At 40.9% G+C, this 18,934-nt stretch carries 15 protein-coding genes, 1 tRNA gene, 1 rRNA gene, 4 pseudogenes and 2 riboswitches; of the genes and pseudogenes, 14 read left to right on the top strand and 7 right to left on the bottom strand.

Translation table 11 applies throughout. The annotated features are described in order from the left end of the window. From rrf to tsaD, 6 genes are all read left to right on the top strand, one after another. A 5S ribosomal RNA gene (gene rrf / locus HNQ82_RS14160) occupies positions 1 to 94 on the top strand; the annotation flags it as partial. 23 nt (positions 95 to 117) lie between these two features. Beyond that, positions 118 to 194: transfer RNA gene (locus tag HNQ82_RS14155), tRNA-Met, on the top strand. 153 nt (positions 195 to 347) lie between these two features. Next, the gene (gene tsaE / locus HNQ82_RS14150) at positions 348 to 821 is read left to right on the top strand and encodes a tRNA (adenosine(37)-N6)-threonylcarbamoyltransferase complex ATPase subunit type 1 TsaE (protein WP_183250401.1); all 474 of its coding nucleotides are present in this window, start codon (positions 348 to 350) and stop codon (positions 819 to 821) included. After that, positions 802 to 1,506, top strand: coding sequence for a tRNA (adenosine(37)-N6)-threonylcarbamoyltransferase complex dimerization subunit type 1 TsaB (gene tsaB / locus HNQ82_RS14145; protein WP_183244676.1), 705 nt, complete (start codon positions 802 to 804; stop codon positions 1,504 to 1,506). The genes tsaE and tsaB overlap by 20 nt, the downstream gene beginning before the upstream one ends. Continuing rightward, positions 1,507 to 1,950: a ribosomal protein S18-alanine N-acetyltransferase gene (gene rimI, locus HNQ82_RS14140; RefSeq protein WP_343053512.1), complete on the top strand. Its 444-nt coding sequence runs from the start codon at positions 1,507 to 1,509 to the stop codon at positions 1,948 to 1,950. Then, positions 1,947 to 2,960 (top strand): tRNA (adenosine(37)-N6)-threonylcarbamoyltransferase complex transferase subunit TsaD, encoded by a 1,014-nt coding sequence (gene tsaD, locus HNQ82_RS14135; protein ID WP_183250399.1) that lies wholly within the window; start codon positions 1,947 to 1,949, stop codon positions 2,958 to 2,960. The genes rimI and tsaD overlap by 4 nt, the downstream gene beginning before the upstream one ends. 294 nt (positions 2,961 to 3,254) lie before the next feature. Here tsaD and HNQ82_RS14130 read toward each other — a convergent pair whose 3' ends face one another. Beyond that, entirely contained in the window at positions 3,255 to 5,150 is a 1,896-nt protein-coding gene (locus tag HNQ82_RS14130; protein WP_183250397.1) for an ABC-F family ATP-binding cassette domain-containing protein, read from the bottom strand. Positions 5,151 to 5,377: 227 nt separating this feature from the next. On the opposite strand from HNQ82_RS14130, the gene HNQ82_RS14125 reads away from it, so the two are divergent. Continuing rightward, a complete protein-coding gene (locus HNQ82_RS14125; protein ID WP_032099477.1) occupies positions 5,378 to 6,013 on the top strand; it encodes a redox-sensing transcriptional repressor Rex in 636 nt (211 codons plus the stop codon). 9 nt (positions 6,014 to 6,022) lie between these two features. On the opposite strand, the gene HNQ82_RS14120 is transcribed toward HNQ82_RS14125, so the two are convergent. Together HNQ82_RS14120 and HNQ82_RS14115 are read right to left on the bottom strand one after the other, a co-directional pair. After that, positions 6,023 to 6,196 carry a YdiK family protein gene (locus HNQ82_RS14120; RefSeq protein ID WP_032099476.1) on the bottom strand — a complete coding sequence of 58 codons (174 nt, stop codon included), beginning with the start codon at positions 6,194 to 6,196 and terminating at the stop codon, positions 6,023 to 6,025. Continuing rightward, positions 6,193 to 6,930, bottom strand: a complete 738-nt coding sequence (locus HNQ82_RS14115; protein ID WP_032099475.1) for a CPBP family intramembrane glutamic endopeptidase — start codon at positions 6,928 to 6,930, stop codon at positions 6,193 to 6,195. The genes HNQ82_RS14120 and HNQ82_RS14115 overlap by 4 nt, the downstream gene beginning before the upstream one ends. A gap of 225 nt (positions 6,931 to 7,155) precedes the next feature. Between HNQ82_RS14115 and groES the strand changes: the two genes are divergently transcribed. Together groES and groL are read left to right on the top strand one after the other, a co-directional pair. Beyond that, positions 7,156 to 7,440, top strand: coding sequence for a co-chaperone GroES (gene groES, locus HNQ82_RS14110; protein WP_004888755.1), 285 nt, complete (start codon positions 7,156 to 7,158; stop codon positions 7,438 to 7,440). Between the two features lie 70 nt (positions 7,441 to 7,510). Further along, positions 7,511 to 9,127, top strand: a complete 1,617-nt coding sequence (groL, locus tag HNQ82_RS14105; protein ID WP_006323915.1) for a chaperonin GroEL — start codon at positions 7,511 to 7,513, stop codon at positions 9,125 to 9,127. 189 nt (positions 9,128 to 9,316) lie between these two features. On the opposite strand, the pseudogene HNQ82_RS14100 reads toward groL, so the two are convergent. After that, positions 9,317 to 9,484, bottom strand: a pseudogene (locus tag HNQ82_RS14100) (IS701 family transposase); the annotation flags it as partial. A 100-nt stretch (positions 9,485 to 9,584) separates the two neighbouring features. Between HNQ82_RS14100 and HNQ82_RS14095 the strand changes: the two are divergent. Beyond that, a pseudogene (locus HNQ82_RS14095) lies at positions 9,585 to 10,426 on the top strand (IS1634 family transposase); the annotation flags it as partial. A gap of 178 nt (positions 10,427 to 10,604) precedes the next feature. Here the strand turns inward: HNQ82_RS14095 and HNQ82_RS14090 are convergent. Beyond that, positions 10,605 to 10,862 (bottom strand): annotated as a pseudogene (locus tag HNQ82_RS14090) (IS4 family transposase); the annotation flags it as partial. 211 nt (positions 10,863 to 11,073) lie between these two features. Next, positions 11,074 to 12,115, bottom strand: a protein-coding gene (locus tag HNQ82_RS14085) for an IS630-like element ISBs2 family transposase (protein ID WP_281380836.1) whose coding sequence is annotated in 2 segments (ribosomal slippage) — positions 11,074 to 11,613 and positions 11,615 to 12,115 — 1,041 coding nt in all. Because the reading frame shifts where the segments join, the coding sequence is not laid out codon by codon here. A 276-nt stretch (positions 12,116 to 12,391) separates the two neighbouring features. Between HNQ82_RS14085 and HNQ82_RS14080 the strand changes: the two genes are divergently transcribed. Together HNQ82_RS14080 and tnpC are read left to right on the top strand one after the other, a co-directional pair. Further along, on the top strand, positions 12,392 to 12,847 hold the full coding sequence (locus tag HNQ82_RS14080) for an N-acetyltransferase (protein ID WP_012573948.1): 456 nt from the start codon (positions 12,392 to 12,394) through the stop codon (positions 12,845 to 12,847). Between the two features lie 115 nt (positions 12,848 to 12,962). Then, positions 12,963 to 14,411, top strand: a pseudogene (tnpC, locus tag HNQ82_RS14075) (IS66 family transposase). 225 nt (positions 14,412 to 14,636) lie between these two features. Here tnpC and HNQ82_RS14070 read toward each other — a convergent pair. Further along, positions 14,637 to 15,176: a DUF6944 family repetitive protein gene (locus HNQ82_RS14070; protein WP_183250395.1), complete on the bottom strand. Its 540-nt coding sequence runs from the start codon at positions 15,174 to 15,176 to the stop codon at positions 14,637 to 14,639. Positions 15,177 to 15,303: 127 nt separating this feature from the next. Next, positions 15,304 to 15,405, top strand: a riboswitch (purine riboswitch). 95 nt (positions 15,406 to 15,500) lie between these two features. Here HNQ82_RS14070 and guaA point away from each other — a divergent pair. Continuing rightward, positions 15,501 to 17,021 carry a glutamine-hydrolyzing GMP synthase gene (gene guaA, locus HNQ82_RS14065; protein ID WP_183250406.1) on the top strand — a complete coding sequence of 507 codons (1,521 nt, stop codon included), beginning with the start codon at positions 15,501 to 15,503 and terminating at the stop codon, positions 17,019 to 17,021. Positions 17,022 to 17,103: 82 nt separating this feature from the next. After that, positions 17,104 to 17,205, top strand: a riboswitch (purine riboswitch). Between the two features lie 116 nt (positions 17,206 to 17,321). Then, positions 17,322 to 18,647, top strand: coding sequence for a solute carrier family 23 protein (locus tag HNQ82_RS14060; protein ID WP_183250403.1), 1,326 nt, complete (start codon positions 17,322 to 17,324; stop codon positions 18,645 to 18,647). Positions 18,648 to 18,934: the final 287 nt, after the last annotated feature.

Below are 18,934 nucleotides of genomic sequence, written 5' to 3'. Positions count from 1 at the left end.
CACACCCGTTCCCATCCCGAACACGGAAGTTAAGCTCTCCAGCGCCGATGGTAGTTGGCGGGACACCGCCTGCGAGAGTAGGACGTTGCCGGGCATTATTGTATTTATTTCTATTATCGCGGGGTGGAGCAGCCAGGTAGCTCGTCGGGCTCATAACCCGAAGGTCGCAGGTTCAAATCCTGCCCCCGCAACCAATGAAGCGAAACGATGTAAGTTTCGTATTTTTTTATGCCTTTTTTTGCGTTATGATTTATTTTCGTGTACACTTATATGTGTAGCATTTCCTTAGGAGAGCGATCCTAAGGTCTTTTTTGTATGTTGATTTTATTCAATTAGGGGAATGAACGATGAAAACATATGAATATGTATCACATCATCCTGAAGCTACGTTGGCATTAGCGATGAAACTTGCTCGATATGTTCAGCCAAAAGACGTTATTACGTTAGAAGGTGATTTGGGGGCAGGAAAAACAACATTTACAAAAGGATTAGCAAAAGGTTTAGGAATTGACCGTAATGTGAACAGCCCAACTTTTACTATTATAAAGCATTATGAAGGGCGTTTACCTTTGTATCATATGGATGTATATCGTTTAGATGAAAGCGAAGAAGATTTAGGATTTGATGAATATTTTTTTGGTGATGGTGTAACAGTTGTCGAATGGGCACACTTAATTGAACCATATTTGCCATCTGAGCGCTTACATATTACGATTCACCATGCGGATGGAGAAAATCGAATCATTCGTTTTTCACCGATTGGTGAACGGTATAAACAGCTATGTAAGGAGATTTTTAGTGATGAAAGTGTTAGCCATTGATACATCCACCTTTGTTATGGGAATCGCTATCGTTGATGGACAAGTCGTTAAAGGCGAAATGATTACGAATTTGAAAAAAAATCATTCAATACGAGTAATGCCTGCGATTGAGGCGCTTCTTCAAGAATGTGAGGTAAGCCCACAAGATCTTGACCGTATTGTTGTTGCGAAAGGACCTGGATCATACACAGGTGTCCGCATTGGTGTGACGATTGCCAAAACGCTTGCTTGGACGTTGCGCATTCCACTTGTCGGTATATCGAGTTTAGAAGTGATGGCAGCAAATGCGAAGTATTTTGACGGGGTTATTGTTCCATTAATGGACGCTCGACGCGGACAAATTTATACAGGTCTTTACAAAGCTGAAGGAGGCAATATTCAATCCGTTGTAGCTGATCAAGTTATTTTAGCTACAGAGTGGGCAAATGAATTAAAATCGTACAATGAACCCATTTTATTAGTTGGAAATGATAGTGTGCTACACGAAGCAGTGTTTGTTGAAGCGCTAGGTCATTCTGTTCAAGTAGCTTCAGCGACCTTTCACAATCCGCGCCCAAGCGAACTCGCATGGTTAGGTATGAATCGTGAACCAGAAGATGTTCATACATTTGTCCCAAATTATATTCGTTTAGCAGAGGCCGAAGCGAATTGGCTTGCTCGTCAACAAGAAAGGGCGGAAGGTTAAGTGAATGTTTTTTTTCGTTTTATGACGCTTCAAGATCTTGATCGTATTATAGAAATTGAGCAATGTTCATTTACACTTCCGTGGAGCCGTTCTTCCTTTTATCAAGAATTGACAAACAATCCGTATGCTCGTTACATTGTGATGGAGTATGATGGACAAATTATCGGTTATTGTGGTATGTGGCTGGTCATGGATGAGGCACATATTACAAACATTGCGGTATTGCCGGAGTTTCGTGGCAAAAAGTTAGGAGAAGCATTGATGAAACAGGCGATGGAGTTGGCAAAAAAAGAAGGAGCGCAAACAATGACGTTAGAAGTGCGAGTATCGAACATCGTTGCACAATCATTGTATCGGAAACTCGGCTTTTTAAATGGAGGTATTCGTAAACGATACTATTCGGATAATCAAGAAGATGCATTAGTCATGTGGGTGAAATTATGAGTAAAAAGGATATATTTGTACTTGGAATTGAAACAAGTTGCGATGAAACAGCTGCAGCCATTGTGAAAAACGGACGTGAAATTGTAGCTAACGTTGTCGCTTCACAAATGGAAAGTCACCAGCGATTTGGAGGAGTTGTTCCTGAAATTGCCTCACGTCATCATGTTGAACAAATGACGCTCGTGTTAGAAGAAACGATGAGGCGAGCAAATATGGATGTGAGCAAGCTCGATGCCATTGCGGTGACAGAAGGTCCAGGATTAGTAGGTGCGCTATTAATCGGCGTGAATGCAGCGAAGGCATTAGCTTTTGCACATCGCATTCCTCTTGTTAATGTGCATCATATCGCAGGGCATATTTATGCGAATCAGCTTGTACAAGAAATGAAATTTCCACTTTTAGCCCTTGTTGTATCAGGAGGTCATACGGAACTGATTTACATGAAGGAGCATGGTGTATTTGAAGTGATTGGCGAGACGCGCGATGATGCGGCAGGGGAAGCGTATGACAAAGTTGCCCGAGCGTTACAACTACCTTATCCGGGAGGACCCCACATTGATCGCTTAGCGAAACATGGAAAACCAACTATTGATTTACCGCGCGCATGGCTTGAAGAAGGTTCATATGATTTTAGTTTTAGCGGATTAAAATCAGCGGTTATTAATGCGTTGCACAATGCAAAACAGCGTGGAGAGACGATTCGTCCTGAAGATATGGCGGCAAGTTTTCAGGCAAGTGTTGTTGAGGTGTTAGTTGAAAAAACAATTCAAGCAGCTACGCATTACAACGTGAAACAAATATTGCTAGCTGGCGGTGTGGCAGCAAATGAAGGACTGCGTACGCAATTACAAAAACAAATGAAGCAGCTGCCTGAAGTCGAATTAGTTATCCCGCCGTTGTCGCTTTGCACAGATAATGCGGCGATGATTGCGGCAGCGGGAACGGTATTATTTCAACAAGGAAAGCGAGCGACAATGGCGTTAAATGCCAGCCCAAGTTTACTGTTATAGCAAGTGGGTGTCCCAGACGTAACGGGGCACCCCTTCTTATAATCGTATAAATTTCCTAGAAGAAAAACGGCACCTTTTTGTGGATTATTTTATCCACATATATGTGAATAATGTGGAAAACGTTGATTGTATGTTATTTTATCATAACGAGTTAACCACAATGATATATGTGGATTTTTTAAATTTTTTGTGGATAATGTGGAAAAGTCGGTGAATAACTTATATTTAGGTGTTTTTTCTGTGGATATATTTGTGTAAAAAATGAGCTAGTCCACAAATGGGGCTAGCTCATTATTATTGTTGTAAAAGTTCCCATTGTTCAAATAGTTCGTCGAATTTTTTCTTTAGTTCTTCGATCTTTGCTTGAGTATCCCGAGCTTTTTCATAGTCGTTGTAACAGGAAGGATCATATAATTGTTGTTCATACGTAGCGATTTGTTGCTCCAGTTGCTCCATTTCCATTTCTAGCTGTTCGATTTTTCGTTGTCGTTGCCGTTCAAGCTTTTTTCGTTCTTTTTCTTCTTCATATGAACGCTTTAGTGAAGAGCGTTCTTCTGTTATCGTCTTTTGATGGATTTGTCCAAGCTCAAGCAGTTCTGCTTTTTTTGCTACGTAATAATCATAGTCTCCTAAGTATTCGATAAGTCCATCTGTGGATAACTCATATATTTTGGTTGCGATTCTGTTAATAAAATAACGGTCATGAGAGACGAATATAATGGTCCCAGGATATTCAATGAGTGCTTGTTCTAGCACTTCTTTGCTATCTAAATCCAAATGGTTTGTCGGCTCGTCTAAAACTAATACGTTCGCTTTTTTCATCATTAGCTTAGCGAGAGCGAGCCGCGCTTTTTCCCCGCCGCTTAATGTCTGAACAGACTTCAATACGTCGTCACCAGAGAATAAAAAGTTTCCGAGAATGGTCCGAATTTCTTTCTCTGTTTTTAATCGATCTTCATCCCACAGCTCGTCGATGACGCGTTTATTAGATGTTAATTCCGCTTGTTCTTGATCATAATAGCCGATCTGGACGTTTGTTCCGTAACGCAGCTCCCCTTGTTTTATAGGAAGTCGTTTGACGATCGTTTTTAAAAGAGTTGATTTGCCAATTCCATTTGGTCCAATTAATGCGATACTATCCCCGCGAGTGATGCGAAACGAAAGATTTTTTGCGATGATGTGATCGTAACCGATCGCTAGATCGTTAGCTGTTAGCACATCGTTTCCGCTTGGGCGTTCAATCTCGAAACGAAACGATGCCGATTTTTCATCACCGAGCGGTTTTTCGATGATGTTCATTTTTTCTAATTGTTTTCTGCGGCTTTGTGCTCGCTTTGTTGTTGAGGCGCGAGCGATATTTCGTTGAATAAAATCTTTTAATTTTGTGATTTCCTCTTGTTGTTTTTCATACAGTTTTAGTTGTTGTTCGAACTGTTCCGCGCGTTGTTGTAAGTAGCTTGTATAGTTGCCGACATATTTTTTTATTTTTGTGCGCGACAATTCGTACACTTGTGTGACGATTTGATCAAGAAAATAGCGGTCGTGCGAGACGATGAGAATGGCTCCTGTATAGTTTTTTAAATACTGTTCAAGCCATTGTAATGTTTCCATATCTAAATGGTTCGTTGGTTCGTCTAAAATAAGTAAATTTGGCTTAGTCAGAAGTAGTTTTCCTAGCGCTAGTCTCGTCCGCTGTCCGCCGCTTAATGTTGATACTTTTGTTGTATAATCGTACTGGGAAAAGCGAAGGCCATGAAGAACAGAACGAATATCTGCTTCATATTGATAACCGCCTTTTTCCTTAAATTCCGTTTGTAAACGATCATATTGTTCTAATAGTCTTTCGTAGTCAGCATCATGCAAGCTCATTTGTTGTTCTAGTTCACGCAATTGCTTTTCCATTTGTTGAAGCGGGGCAAAAACATCGAGCATTTCGTCCCAAATAGAGCGATGAGCTTGCAAACCTGTATATTGATCTAAGTAGCCGATTGTCACATGTTTTGGCTTTATAATTTCACCTGTATCGTATGACAATTGCCCAGTGATGATTTTTAATAATGTTGACTTTCCTGCACCGTTTCTCCCAACTAGAGCAATGCGATCTTTTTCTTGTATTTCAAGTTTTATGTCTGATAAAACTTGTTCAGCCCCATATGATTTGGATAGTTGGTTTATTTGTAAAATGATCATCATTTCTCACCTCAATCTTCTTTTGATAGTGTAACGCACTTTCTTCATGTTCGGCAATACTAGTGTGTGAATAACAAATTTGACAAAAATAATAATAAAGGGTACAAAGGAAAGACAGAATGAAAAAAATAGTGTATAGTTTAAAAGTGGAGAGAACTTTTTCGATGTATAGGAGAGAAAAATGAAAGCGCTAACTATTTGTGAAAGGAAATGTGGGGGATTGACTCGTGAACAATGAACAACCAAAAATTCCGCAGGCGACCGCAAAGCGACTACCGTTGTATTATCGTTTTTTGAAAAACTTGCATGCATCAGGAAAGCAGCGTGTATCTTCAGCGGAGTTAAGTGAAGCTGTAAAAGTCGATTCAGCAACGATTCGCCGTGATTTTTCATATTTTGGTGCGCTTGGAAAAAAAGGATACGGATATAATGTGAATTATTTGCTGTCTTTTTTCCGTAAAACGTTAGATCAAGATGAAACGACAGAAGTCGCGTTATTTGGAGTCGGTAATTTAGGGACGGCATTTTTGAACTACAATTTTAGCAAAAACAATAATACGAAAATTGTGATGGCGTTCGATGTAGATCCAGATAAAGTCGGAACAGAAGTCGGAGGAGTTCCAGTTTATCATTTAAATGAATTGGAAGAAAAACTCGGTGGAATTACGGTAGCGATTTTAACTGTTCCTGCTCAGGTTGCTCAGCCGATTACTGACCGACTTGTTCAAAAAGGCATTAAAGGAATTTTAAACTTTACGCCTGCTCGTCTGCATGTGCCAGAGCACATTCGTGTTCATCATATTGATTTAGCGGTCGAATTGCAGTCACTCGTTTACTTTTTAAAACATTACGGAAATGAGTAAACCTCCCGTTTATGAGCGGGAGGTTTTTTTCAATAAAGAGCGAATCGCTGTTCCAAAATCAAATGTTGCAATTAGGATGAATAACATCGTCGTTACATCCCAAATACCATCATCGGCACTATCCACAGCAAAATAAGTAAATAAAATTCCCATTAGAAAATAAAACAACGGTTCGGATTTCATGAAAACAGCCTCCAAATCACGAATTGCATTTGTTCTGCTTCGCGCATCATTTTTTCAATTTCTTCAGCGAATAATGTTTGAATGGCGACGACAAAGGTGTTCATGAGCACATGGGCCACAATGGGTACGAGAATACGTTTTGTTTTGACATATAAGAACGCAAATACAAATCCCATTGTTGCATAAAGAAGCAAATGCTCGAATTCTAAATGAACAACAGCAAATAAAAGTGAACTGACAAGGGCTGATAAAAGAAAGTTATATTTTTCATACAACGTCCCAAAAATAATTTTTCGAAAGATGATTTCTTCTAAGATTGGTCCAACGATCGAAGTGACAAGCATAAGTGCTGGTGTGAGCTTTACCATTTCGACGATGCGTCGTGTGTTTTCGGATCCCATTTCGACACCAAAGAGGTGTACTTCGATGTTTGCTGCAATGCCTTGAGCGAAAAGAGCGAGCAAAAACCCCCCAATTGCCCAAAAGATCGACGTTCCAATTGATGCTTGATGGCGATCGTACGAATACTTCATATCTTCTTTCATGAAATAAAGAACGAAAAAAAGAGCAATCGAAAAACTAATAACAGCCCAGTAACCAGAGGCGATCGAAAAAGCTACTTCTTTATTTGATGCGTTAATAAATCCGCTATGTGCGAGCAAAGGAACGCCAACTAAACTGGATAGTTGCATAGCAATGTATGTAATGATGACAAACCAATATTGCTTTTTCACATGTTCAACCCCTTTTTGCAAAATGAGTACTTTTTCATTTTACCATATTTTTTGTATGAATTTCGAAAGGAAAGACATAATGAAAAAGGGAAACATTTAGTGAAAAATTTTTAACTTCCTACTTGCAAAATTGAAAAAAGTTCATTAATATAATAAGTGTGTTAGCACTCAATAATAACGAGTGCTAATAACGGTACGAAAATCTAATTAAGGAGGTCGTTTGCCGTGTTGAAGCCACTAGGTGATCGCATTGTCATTGAATTAATCCAAACTGAAGAGAAAACAGCGAGCGGAATTGTTTTACCAGACACAGCGAAAGAAAAACCACAAGAAGGAAAAGTTGTTGCCGTTGGTTCAGGTCGCGTTCTTGATAATGGTGAGCGCGTAGCTCCAGAGGTGAGCGTGGGTGACCGCATCATCTTCTCAAAATATGCGGGTACAGAAGTGAAATATGATGGAAAAGAATATTTAATCTTACGTGAAAGTGACATTTTAGCTGTGATTGGTTAATCGTTCGCCTGATAACATATAAAGCATACAAAAATACTTAACAAAAATGATCATCAAGGGGGTAAGATGTATGGCAAAAGAAATTAAATTCAGCGAAGAAGCTCGTCGTGCGATGTTACGTGGTGTAGATAAATTAGCTGATGCAGTAAAAGTAACATTAGGTCCAAAAGGTCGCAACGTTGTATTAGAGAAAAAGTTCGGTTCTCCATTAATTACAAATGACGGTGTGACAATTGCAAAAGAAATTGAATTAGAAGATCCGTTTGAAAATATGGGAGCGAAGCTTGTTGCAGAAGTAGCGAGCAAAACAAACGATGTTGCTGGTGACGGTACAACAACAGCGACTGTATTAGCACAAGCGATGATTCGTGAAGGTTTGAAAAACGTAACAGCTGGTGCGAACCCAATGGGCATTCGCAAAGGTATTGAAAAAGCTGTTGCGGTTGCTGTGGAAGAGTTAAAAGCGATCTCTAAACCAATTGAAGGCAAAGACTCAATCGCTCAAGTTGCAGCAATTTCTGCGGCTGACGAAGAAGTTGGTCAATTAATCGCAGAAGCAATGGAACGCGTTGGTAAAGACGGCGTCATTACATTAGAAGAGTCTAAAGGTTTCACAACAGAATTAGATGTTGTGGAAGGTATGCAATTTGATCGCGGTTATGTATCCCCATACATGATCACAGACTCTGATAAAATGGAAGCTGTATTAGAAAATCCGTACATCTTAATTACAGATAAAAAAGTTTCAAGCATTCAAGAACTTCTTCCTGTATTAGAGCAAGTTGTTCAACAAGGCAAGCCATTGTTAATCATTGCTGAAGATGTAGAAGGCGAAGCGCTTGCAACATTAGTTGTGAACAAGCTCCGTGGTACATTCACAGCTGTTGCAGTAAAAGCGCCTGGATTCGGCGATCGTCGTAAAGCAATGCTTCAAGATATCGCGATTTTAACAGGTGGTGAAGTGATCACAGAAGAGTTGGGTCGCGAATTGAAATCAACAACAATTGCTTCACTTGGTCGTGCAGCGAAAGTTGTTGTAACAAAAGAACATACAACGATTGTTGGTGGCGCTGGTCGTGCCGAAGATATTCAAGCACGCATCAACCAAATTCGTGCGCAATTAGAAGAAACTACTTCTGAATTTGATCGTGAAAAATTACAAGAGCGCTTAGCGAAATTAGCTGGTGGTGTTGCGGTAATCAAAGTTGGTGCTGCAACAGAAACAGAATTGAAAGAGCGCAAATTACGCATTGAAGACGCATTAAACGCAACACGTGCGGCGGTTGAAGAAGGTATCGTTGCCGGCGGTGGTACAGCGTTAATGAACGTGTACAGCAAAGTTGCAGCAATTGAAGCTGAAGGCGACGAAGCAACTGGTGTGAAAATCGTTCTTCGGGCAATCGAAGAGCCAGTTCGTCAAATCGCACAAAACGCTGGTTTAGAAGGCTCTGTCATCGTAGAGCGCTTAAAAACAGAAAAACCTGGCATCGGCTTCAACGCAGCAACTGGCGAGTGGGTTGACATGATCGAAGCTGGTATCGTTGACCCAACAAAAGTAACTCGCTCTGCACTTCAAAACGCAGCATCTGTTGCCGCTATGTTCTTAACAACTGAGGCAGTTGTTGCTGACAAGCCAGAAGAAAACAAAAATACACCAGGCATGCCTGACATGGGCGGCATGATGTAATCAATCAATAAAGGGCTAGTCGCAGAAAAAATATACTTAAACGTAAGGACTACTTCCCATAAAAAAAGGGGGGTAGTCTTTTTTGTGTGAAAATCAAATGAACATGAACGAGGATATACTAACAGACTGTAGATGAACATTTTTATTAACAATAATTACCATACGAAAAAGGGACAAACGGGGTACCCTCTACGCCACGTGGAGCTGTTTTTTTACGGCATCAATAGGAATATTTTGTTTCGCTGCGCCGTAGATAAATTCTACAAGACGATGTGCTTTGTTCGTTTGGAGAAGGTCAAGCCCGGTAGAGAAATCACCGTTGGACTCGAACATACTGTACACATAAGTCAGTTGTACCTCACATTTCGCACCCTCTCGACAAAAATCGGGAGGATTTTTTTATCTTCATGTCGAACGAATCCTTGAAACACAAGGAAAGCAAAGGAGTTTCTACATCATGAGCGTTCAAATCCGTGCCATTTATGAAAGTTCCTATTTGAATATAATAAGTACCATTTTCAAGGATCTTGGCCTCCCTCGGTTGATTGATCGTCTCGTTCCCGTGAACCCTCAATGCCAAACTCGAGCCAGCGACGTTGTCTGGCTTCTTACCTTGGATATCTTGAGCGGCCGGCAAGCACTCGTTCATGTGGAACGATGGGCGCATGACATCGATTTGCCTAAGCTGATCCGACTAGGGCTTTCCCCCTCTTGGTTTAACGACGATGCCATCGCGCGCCATCTCTATCGACTGTACGACGCCAATATCCACGCGGTTCTTTCCGCCTGTCTTGTGCAAATTTACAAGAAAGAAGGAATCCCTCTTCGGGTGTTCCATGCCGATACGACCGATGTATCGGTTTACGGTACGTATGAATCAGCCTCGCCGGATGCCTTGCGGATTACGCATGGCTACAACCGACATCATCGTTGGCAAAAGCAGATCGGATTTGGGCTGATTGGCAACGAGGATGGCATTCCGTTTTACGGCGATGTACACGACGGCAACCTGCCGGATAAGACGTGGAATCCCGAGGTGTTGTCCCGCGTGCAGAAACAGCTGAAGCAGGCGAAAATCGAGGAGGAATGGATTTATCCGATTCTGCCGCCATGACGAAAGACACACTGGCGCAAACGAAGACCGCCAACGCCTTTTTGATCACAAGAGGGCCTTCTTCGCTCCGAATCGTCAAAACCGCGCTGGTCGAAGCGGATGCCCAAGACACGCCGTGGAGCGCGCCATTGGAACTGCCGGATGGACGAATCCAACGCGCGTTAGGGCAACCGCCCACGTACGAGCAGCGAAGGATTCTGCAAGGATTAGGGATGGACGAGAGTATTTACGTCTAAAGGGATAAAGGAACGATCAGGTATGGTAAAAAAAGGATGTCACCACTTTTGGTGTTGGTTGAAAAGTTATTCTAAAAAACTGAATAAAAAATCCTTTTGTTCCGCCCTACCAAGGTGCGAAATATGAGTCGTACGGAACTTCTTTCGCTTTCTTAGAAACCGTCGAGTAATGAAACGTCGGCAATCCATACATCTTCGCCACATCGGCACCATGACGGAAACTTTTCCATTCGTGGAGTGCCGCCAGCAGAAAAAAGTCAACCAACGTACGCACCGTAAACGTCCGCGAGGTGTCTTGGTAGCCAACGGCTTCGATCATCGATTGGAGATCTTCATCAGAAACAATTTTTTGCATCAAATTTGGGAGTGTGGTATGCTTGTTCACAGAGAGCACCTCCTGGGTTTGTTTGTGTAGCTGCTTACATTCCACAGGAAAGGTGCTCTTTTTTCTATGCTTTTTATGGATATTATTTGTTAATCAACACGCGTGAATTATTTATGTTAATTTCGTCGGGATTTGCACCCTCTACATAGAGAGTTTGGAGTAGATTATAAATTATTTTATTTTTCCTTACTGTATAAGTTGAATTAAAGATTTACAACTGAACACACAAACGATCGATCGTTTGTTCTGGTTTCTGGTTGATTCGCTGAATAAAGGCTTGGACATTTTTTCTAATTTCTTGCACACTCGAATAGAACACGTTGTAAATCACGTCTGATTTCAGCCATTTCCATAGCCCTTCAATCAAGTTCAATTGCGGACTGTATGGTGGCAAAAAGACGAGCTCTAACCGATCTTCGTGTTCTTTTAAAAATGGCTGAATGAGTTTGGCATGGTGAATTCGAGCGTTATCTAAAATGATCACCATTTTGCCTGTAGGATAGCGTTCTAACACAAGTTGAAGAAAACGAAGAAATGTTTCCGCGTCATGGTGTTCTTCTTCAATGCAAAACACTTCCCCTGTTTCGTAGTTCAACGTGCCAATCAGCTTCAGCCCTTGGTGTTTTCCAAACGTCGGAATGATTCGTTGTTTTCCTTTGACAAACCATGTTTTTTGAATCGCTTGGTAATCACGAATCATCGATTCATCTTGAAAGAGGACATGGGCGATGTTCCCATCTACCAGTTTTTTTTACTTCAGGGAAGGTGATTTCGACGAATTCTTTTTGTTTCTCTTCATCGGCATTGGCTAGTGTATAGGTCGGTTTCGTATAACTTAGCCCTAACCGATGCAGAATTTCACTTGTTCCGCGAAGCGTGTATGTTGGCCCCCACTTTTGTTGAATGAGTTCAGCGATGATCGCAAGCGTCCAATTATATTTTGCTTCGAATCCCACATCTACGGGGAGCTGATGTTCAATGATCAAAGCCAACTCTTTTTCCTGTTCAGGGCTCAATCGACGTGGGGCGCCAGGTGAGTATTTCATCTCCAGTCCATCAAGACCGCGCTGGGCGTAGGCATGAATATAGTTATAAATGGTTTTCTTGGATCGACCAATAATCGTGGCGATTTCTCCTTTGGTGTATCCCTGCAAATGAAGATAAATGGCTTGGTAGCGTTCATATGCTCGTTTACTTTTTGCTTCTTTCATGGCAGTGGACAACTTTTCGATCTCGTCTTTGTGATTTGGCATCGTATTTTCTCTCCGTTCCCCTATTTTCTCTTTTATTTATTCGCCGTGGAACGGGAGAAAACCTTTATTTCAATTTATATAGATTTAAAATGAACTAAGAGAAAGTAGTGCCCTTTTTTTCATTTTTGATGGACTTCTTTTTATCGATTTCAACCTTAAATCATCCCTTCTCATAGGGTACTTTAAAAATTTATAATTGCATATAAAAAATAAATTTTGTATATTTATAAAAAAGAGTTCTATGGTTATAAATAATACGATTATGAGGAGATAATTATGCAAATTTATAATGCAGTTACCAGTGATGTTAAAGATATACACGCTTTAATTCAAATATATGCTGAAAAAGGATTAGTTTTACCTCGTTCGTTATTATCAATATATCAGCATTTACAGTGTATGTATGTCGTAAAAGAGAAAAACAAAATAGTTGGAGTTGCTGGATTGCATATTTTGGGTCATGATCTTGGAGAGATACGTTCATTAGTCGTATCACCAGATCATATGGGTAAAGGAATAGGTCGCATGCTAGTAAACCATATTATAAATGAAGCATCTAGACTTGGAGTTAAAAGATTAATATCCTTTACTTATCAGATTGAGTTTTTTAAAAAATGTGGATTTGAAATTGCTGAAAAAGAAACTTTACCTGAAAAAGTATGGATTGACTGTGTGAATTGCCCCAAGCTTGATTGTTGTGATGAAACCGCAATGATTAAATATATTGTATAAATCCAAATTTTACTTTCTATTCTCGTAACTATTCAGCCACATCATAAAGTGAGCTGAATATTTTTTATATTTCTTGTCTATGATGTGAATACTGATAGACAAGGAGGTGAATCGCATGTTGATGGTACAACAAGCTGTATTTACAGTTGAGAGCTTAATCGGCAAAGTTCAACAACAGAAACAGCTCATTCATCAACTCGTTCAAGAAAATGAACATTTGCGTCACGAAAACAAACAGCTGCGCAAAGAAAATGAACAACTCAAGTATCGCGTTCAAGAGCTGGAAGCACGCACGAAAAAAAACAGCTCCAATAGCCATTTGCCCCCATCTTCTGACCGTTTTGCCAACACACGTTCTTCTCGTCAACCATCTGGCAACAAGCCAGGCGGACAAGAAGGGCATCAAGGAACGACGCTCCGTCAAGTGGAACATCCGCATCATCGTGTCGTCCACCGTGTGCATACGTGTCAAGGATGTGGGGCTTCTTTGCGTGAAGTCAAACCGTTCAAAGTCGATATCCGTCAAGTGTTTGATGTCCCTCCTGTGGCGATCGAGGTGACACAACATGAACGTGAAGTGAAATCGTGTCCACATTGTCGATGTGTTCAACAAGCCGAATTCCCATCACATGTCACGAATCATGTGCAATACGGTCCACGGCTCACGGCGCTCGCTGTATATTTGCATCATATCCAATTGATCCCTTACAAACGTTTGAGTGATACGATCGAAGCATGATATCAACACCCAATCAGTACAGGAACCCTTGCCAATATGGTGAAACGAGGTCGCCAAGCGCTAGAATCGAATATGGACATCATCGAATACGCCTTACTTGAATCCAACATCCTGCATGTCGATGAAACGAGTTTGCGCATGGATAGGAAACTCGCATGGGTGCATGTTGCGTGTACATCGAAATATACGTACTTGGCTCCTCACGTTTCTCGTGGAAAGAAAGCGACCGATGACATCGGGATTCTTCCGCGATATCAAGGGACGATGATGCACGATGCGTTCGGTACGTATCCAAAATACACGCAAGCCACCCATGCCCTTTGCGACGCCCATCATTTGCGTGAGTTAAAAGGCTTCATCGAACAAGGGCATACATGGGCATCGCGCATGACGACGTTTCTGTTAGCCGACAAACAAGCCGTCGAAGCCCATCACGGTGCACTTTCCGAAAAAGAAGCGAAACGATGGGAACGAGTGTATGATCGCATCCTAGCGAAAGCACAGCACCGATTAGAAACGATGACGCCTCTTCCGAAAAAAGCACTCGCTTTTGTTCGACGGCTTCAGAAACGAAAGGAAGAAGCGCTGCGTTTCTTACGTGAAGTGCATGTTCCCTTTGACAACACCCAAGCCGAGCGAGATCTTCGCATGGTCAAAGTGAAAGAGAACATTTTGGGTACGTTTCGCGAAGAAACATTCGCCCAGTCTTTTTGCATCACAAGAAGCATCGTTTCCACACTGACGAAACACGAAAAAAACGTGTGGGATTCGTTATGTCTTCTGTTGACAGGCGAAACGCTCGATCGTGTTCTTTCTACCACTTAGGGCATTTTCTATCACGAGGATGCCCTATTTGTGCTGGGCTTTTTTATACACTAGCACTGGGGTGAATAGTTACTTTTGACCACATATTTAATAAAAATCTATGATTTTTTATTAGATTTTGCAGGCGGAGAAGCTTTAAAATCGGCTTAAAATCAATGATTTATAGACATACGAATAATTTGATATAAATCAATAGATGATGGGCGGCATGATGTAATAAGACGACTACCCCACTTTCGATAGGGTAGTTTTTTCCTTTAATTCATTTAAAAAACAAAGAATAGAACCAACCGCTTGAATCCATGCGCCCGCGATGCTGATCGACTGCCCTTCTTCCTTATTTCCTCGCTCCTCATATATTCCGCCGATCGCTTGTAGGGCGTTGCCAATTGATTGAAGTACATTTCCAATGGGGCTTAATGGAGATGATTGTTCACTTCCCCAATCATCTGCAAATGAAATGAGTCCGCCTAATGATTGTAACCAATTTCCTGTAATCTCTAGACGATCTCCCTCTTTGCTTAATAGACCGGCGATAACTGTTACATTTCCAATAGATTGAATTCCATTTCCATATACACTCAGTACATCGGTAGTTTCAGCATCTGCCTCTAAGGCGTTTCCTGTCGCTTGCAACACGTTTCCCCATAAATCGAGAGCAAACTGTTTCTTATCGCTCAAAGAAGGAATGCTTCCAACGGCCGAAGTGACAGTACCTACAGCTTGGGTAAATGAACCGATAAAACTTTTCAATTGAGGATACATATTCATTCTCCTACGATCATTTTGTTCATATATCATATGCAAGTCATATCCCTTAGTTAATTATTAGAAAATTCAATAAAAAAGACGGCATCTTGACCGATGAGGAATGAAGTTGGTAGAATGAATTAAAATTTAAGATGCGCACCTTCGTATATCCTCGATAATATGGTTCGAGAGTCTCTACCGGGACACCGTAAATGACCCGACTACGAAGGCAGTGTTCTATTATTGCTAGAATTCTGCCTTCGTTTTTTTATGCGAGGGTATGAATGCTAGCTTTTTTATTATATGTAGATGGGGTGATTTCGTTTGAGTCAGCAGGAAATGATCGTCGTTTTAGATTTTGGTAGCCAGTATAATCAGTTAATTACGCGCCGTATTCGTGAATTTGGTGTGTACAGCGAGCTACATCCACATACGATTACAGCAGAGCAAATTCAACAAATGAATGTAAAAGGCATTGTTTTTTCGGGTGGTCCAAATAGTGTATATGACGAACAAGCATTGACGTGCGATCCAGCACTTTTTCAGTTAGGCATTCCGATTTTAGGTATTTGTTATGGCATGCAGCTAATGACGCATCATTTAGGTGGGAAAGTTGAAAAAGCGACTCATCGGGAATATGGGAAAGCAACGATTACGGTACAACGTGCGTCGCAACTGTTTGGTGACTTACCGACAGAGCAAATTGTTTGGATGAGTCATGGCGACTTAGTGACAAAAACGCCAGAAGGGTTTACCGTTGATGCGACAAGCCCATCTTGTCCGATTGCCGCGATGAGCGATGAAACGAGAAAGTTTTATGCCGTTCAGTTTCACCCAGAAGTGCGCCACTCAGTATATGGAAATGAATTGTTAAAACGATTCGTGTTTCACATTTGTAAGTGTAAAGGCGATTGGACGATGGGAAGCTTTATTGAGCACGAAGTTCGTAAAATTCGTGAACTTGTCGGCGATAAAAAAGTGCTTTGTGCTTTAAGTGGTGGTGTTGATTCGTCGGTAGCAGCTGTTCTCGTTCATCGTGCGATTGGCGATCAGTTAACGTGCATTTTTGTTGACCACGGTTTGCTTCGCAAGGGGGAAGCAGAAAGTGTCATGAAAACGTTCCGTGAAGGTTTCCATATGAACGTCATTAAAGTGGATGCAAAAGAACGGTTTTTAAATAAATTAAAAGGTGTAAGTGATCCAGAGCAAAAACGAAAAATTATTGGGAATGAGTTCATTTACGTGTTTGATGACGAAGCAGCAAAGCTAGATGGCATTGAGTTTTTAGTACAAGGTACGCTTTATACCGACATTATTGAAAGCGGCACAGCAACGGCTCAAACGATTAAATCACATCATAACGTTGGTGGCTTACCGGAAGACATGAAATTTAAACTAATCGAACCGCTAAATACACTTTTCAAAGATGAAGTGCGTGCACTCGGTACAGAGTTAGGTATTCCAGAAGAGATTGTATGGCGTCAGCCGTTTCCGGGTCCAGGACTTGGCATTCGTGTATTAGGTGAAGTGACAGAGGAGAAGTTAGAAATCGTTCGTGAATCGGATGCGATTTTGCGTGAAGAAATAAAGAGAGCGGGGCTTGATCGTGACATTTGGCAATACTTCACTGTACTCCCTGACATTCGTAGCGTTGGGGTGATGGGAGATGCTCGCACGTATGATTATACGGTTGGCATTCGTGCTGTAACGTCGATTGATGGGATGACAGCGGATTGGGCTCGCATTCCTTGGGATGTACTTGAAGTCATTTCAACACGTGTTGTAAACGAAGTGCCCCATGTTAATCGTGTTGTTTACGATATTACAAGCAAGCCACCGGCAACAATCGAATGGGAGTAAAAGCGAACGAAAAAAAAATTATATAAAAAAATGTTCGTGATTTAACTTGACTCTACTCCGTTTCGTTGTTAGAATGTATGTGTAAAGTAAATAGAGGATACATCGTATAATCTCGAGAATATGGCTCGGGAGTCTCTACCAAGCTACCGTAAATAGCTTGACTACGATGTGTAATGTGGGGGAGAGGAATCTGTTTGGTTCCTCTCTATGTTCTGTGCATTATGCATCATAGTCAACGCTTCTGGTAGTTTGCTAGAAGCGTTTTTCTTTTTATTACAACATATGGAGGGACTTGAAGTGATTAAGAAGTATTTCCAATTTGATGAGCTTGGTACAAATTACAAGAGAGAGATTGTTGCAGGTTTAACAACTTTCTTATCGATGGCTTATATTTTATTTGTTAATCCAGCTGTTTTATCATTAAGTGCTGTACCAGATTTACCGAATGAAATGAGAATGGATCAAGGTGCAGTATTTACGGCGACGGCTATTGCGGCAGCTGTTGGATCCTTATTAATGGGATTAATTGCGCGCTATCCTATTGCGCTTGCACCGGGGATGGGGTTGAATGCTTTCTTTGCTTTTACTGTTGTATTAACGATGGGTATTCCTTGGCAAACAGCGTTATCTGGCGTTCTTATGTCTGGAATGATTTTTATCTTACTTACGCTAAGTGGTATTCGTGAAAAAATCATTAACTCAATTCCAGAAGATTTAAAATATGCAGTTGGTGCAGGAATCGGGTTATTTATTACGTTTATTGGATTCCAAAACGCAGGTATTATTGTTAATAACGACGCAGTTCTTGTTGGCTTAGGTCATTTAACAAATGGGAATACATTGTTGGCTATTTTCGGAGTAATCATTACCGTTATTTTAATGGTTCGTCGTGTAAACGGCGGAATCTTCATTGGAATGGTGGTTACAGCTGTCGTTGGAATGATTGCAGGATTAATCGATGTACCAACAAAAGTAGTTGGTTCTGTACCGAGTTTAGCACCTACATTTGGAGTAGCTTTTGAACATCTTGACCAAATTTTCAATATTAAAATGCTAGCTGTTGTGCTAACATTTTTATTCGTCGATTTCTTTGATACCGCAGGAACGCTAGTGGCGGTCGCGAATCAAGCAGGGTTATTAAAAGATAATAAATTGCCACGAGCCGGGAAAGCGCTTTTTGCTGATTCTTGTGCAACGGTTGTTGGAGCAATTTTAGGGACGTCTACAACAACATCGTACATTGAATCCTCAGCTGGGGTAGCGGCTGGTGGACGTACAGGTTTTACTTCTGTCGTAACAGCAATTTTATTTTTGCTTGCGTTATTTTTCTCTCCGCTGTTATCGGTTGTGACAGCACCAGTCACAGCACCGGCATTGATTATTGTTGGTGTACTAATGGTATCATCGCTTGGAAAAATTGAATGGACTCGTTTTGAAATTGCTGTTCCTTCATTTCTAACATTAATTGCAATGCCTTTAACGTATAGTATTGCAACAGGAATTGCGATTGGGTTTATTTTTTACCCAATTACAATGATTGCGAAAGGTAAAGCGAAAGAAATTCATCCAATTATGTACGGTTTATTTGTTGTTTTCATTCTATATTTTGCGTTTTTAGTTGAGTAACTACTATAGTGACAGATTGAGAGGCTTGGGTTATTACTTCCAAGCCTTATTTTTTTAAAAAAACAGTTGACGAGTAAATTGGTTTTTGATAATATACTTATTGCTGATTGAAACAAGTAATTTATGAAAGATAAAAAAGTGTTGACAAAGAAAATAGTAAATGTTATACTTAAAAGGTCGCTCAAAGAGTGGCAGAGATGTTCCTTGAAAACTGAACGAAGCGAAAAGCGTACAAAAGCTAAGGATAACTTTTCTATGGAGAGTTTGATCCTGGCTCAGGACGAACG

Origin of the sequence: Anoxybacillus tengchongensis, assembly GCF_014201585.1 — a bacterium.
Classification (GTDB): Bacteria; Bacillota; Bacilli; order Bacillales; family Anoxybacillaceae; genus Anoxybacillus; species Anoxybacillus tengchongensis.
This window is presented reverse-complemented; position numbering and strand designations above follow the sequence as displayed.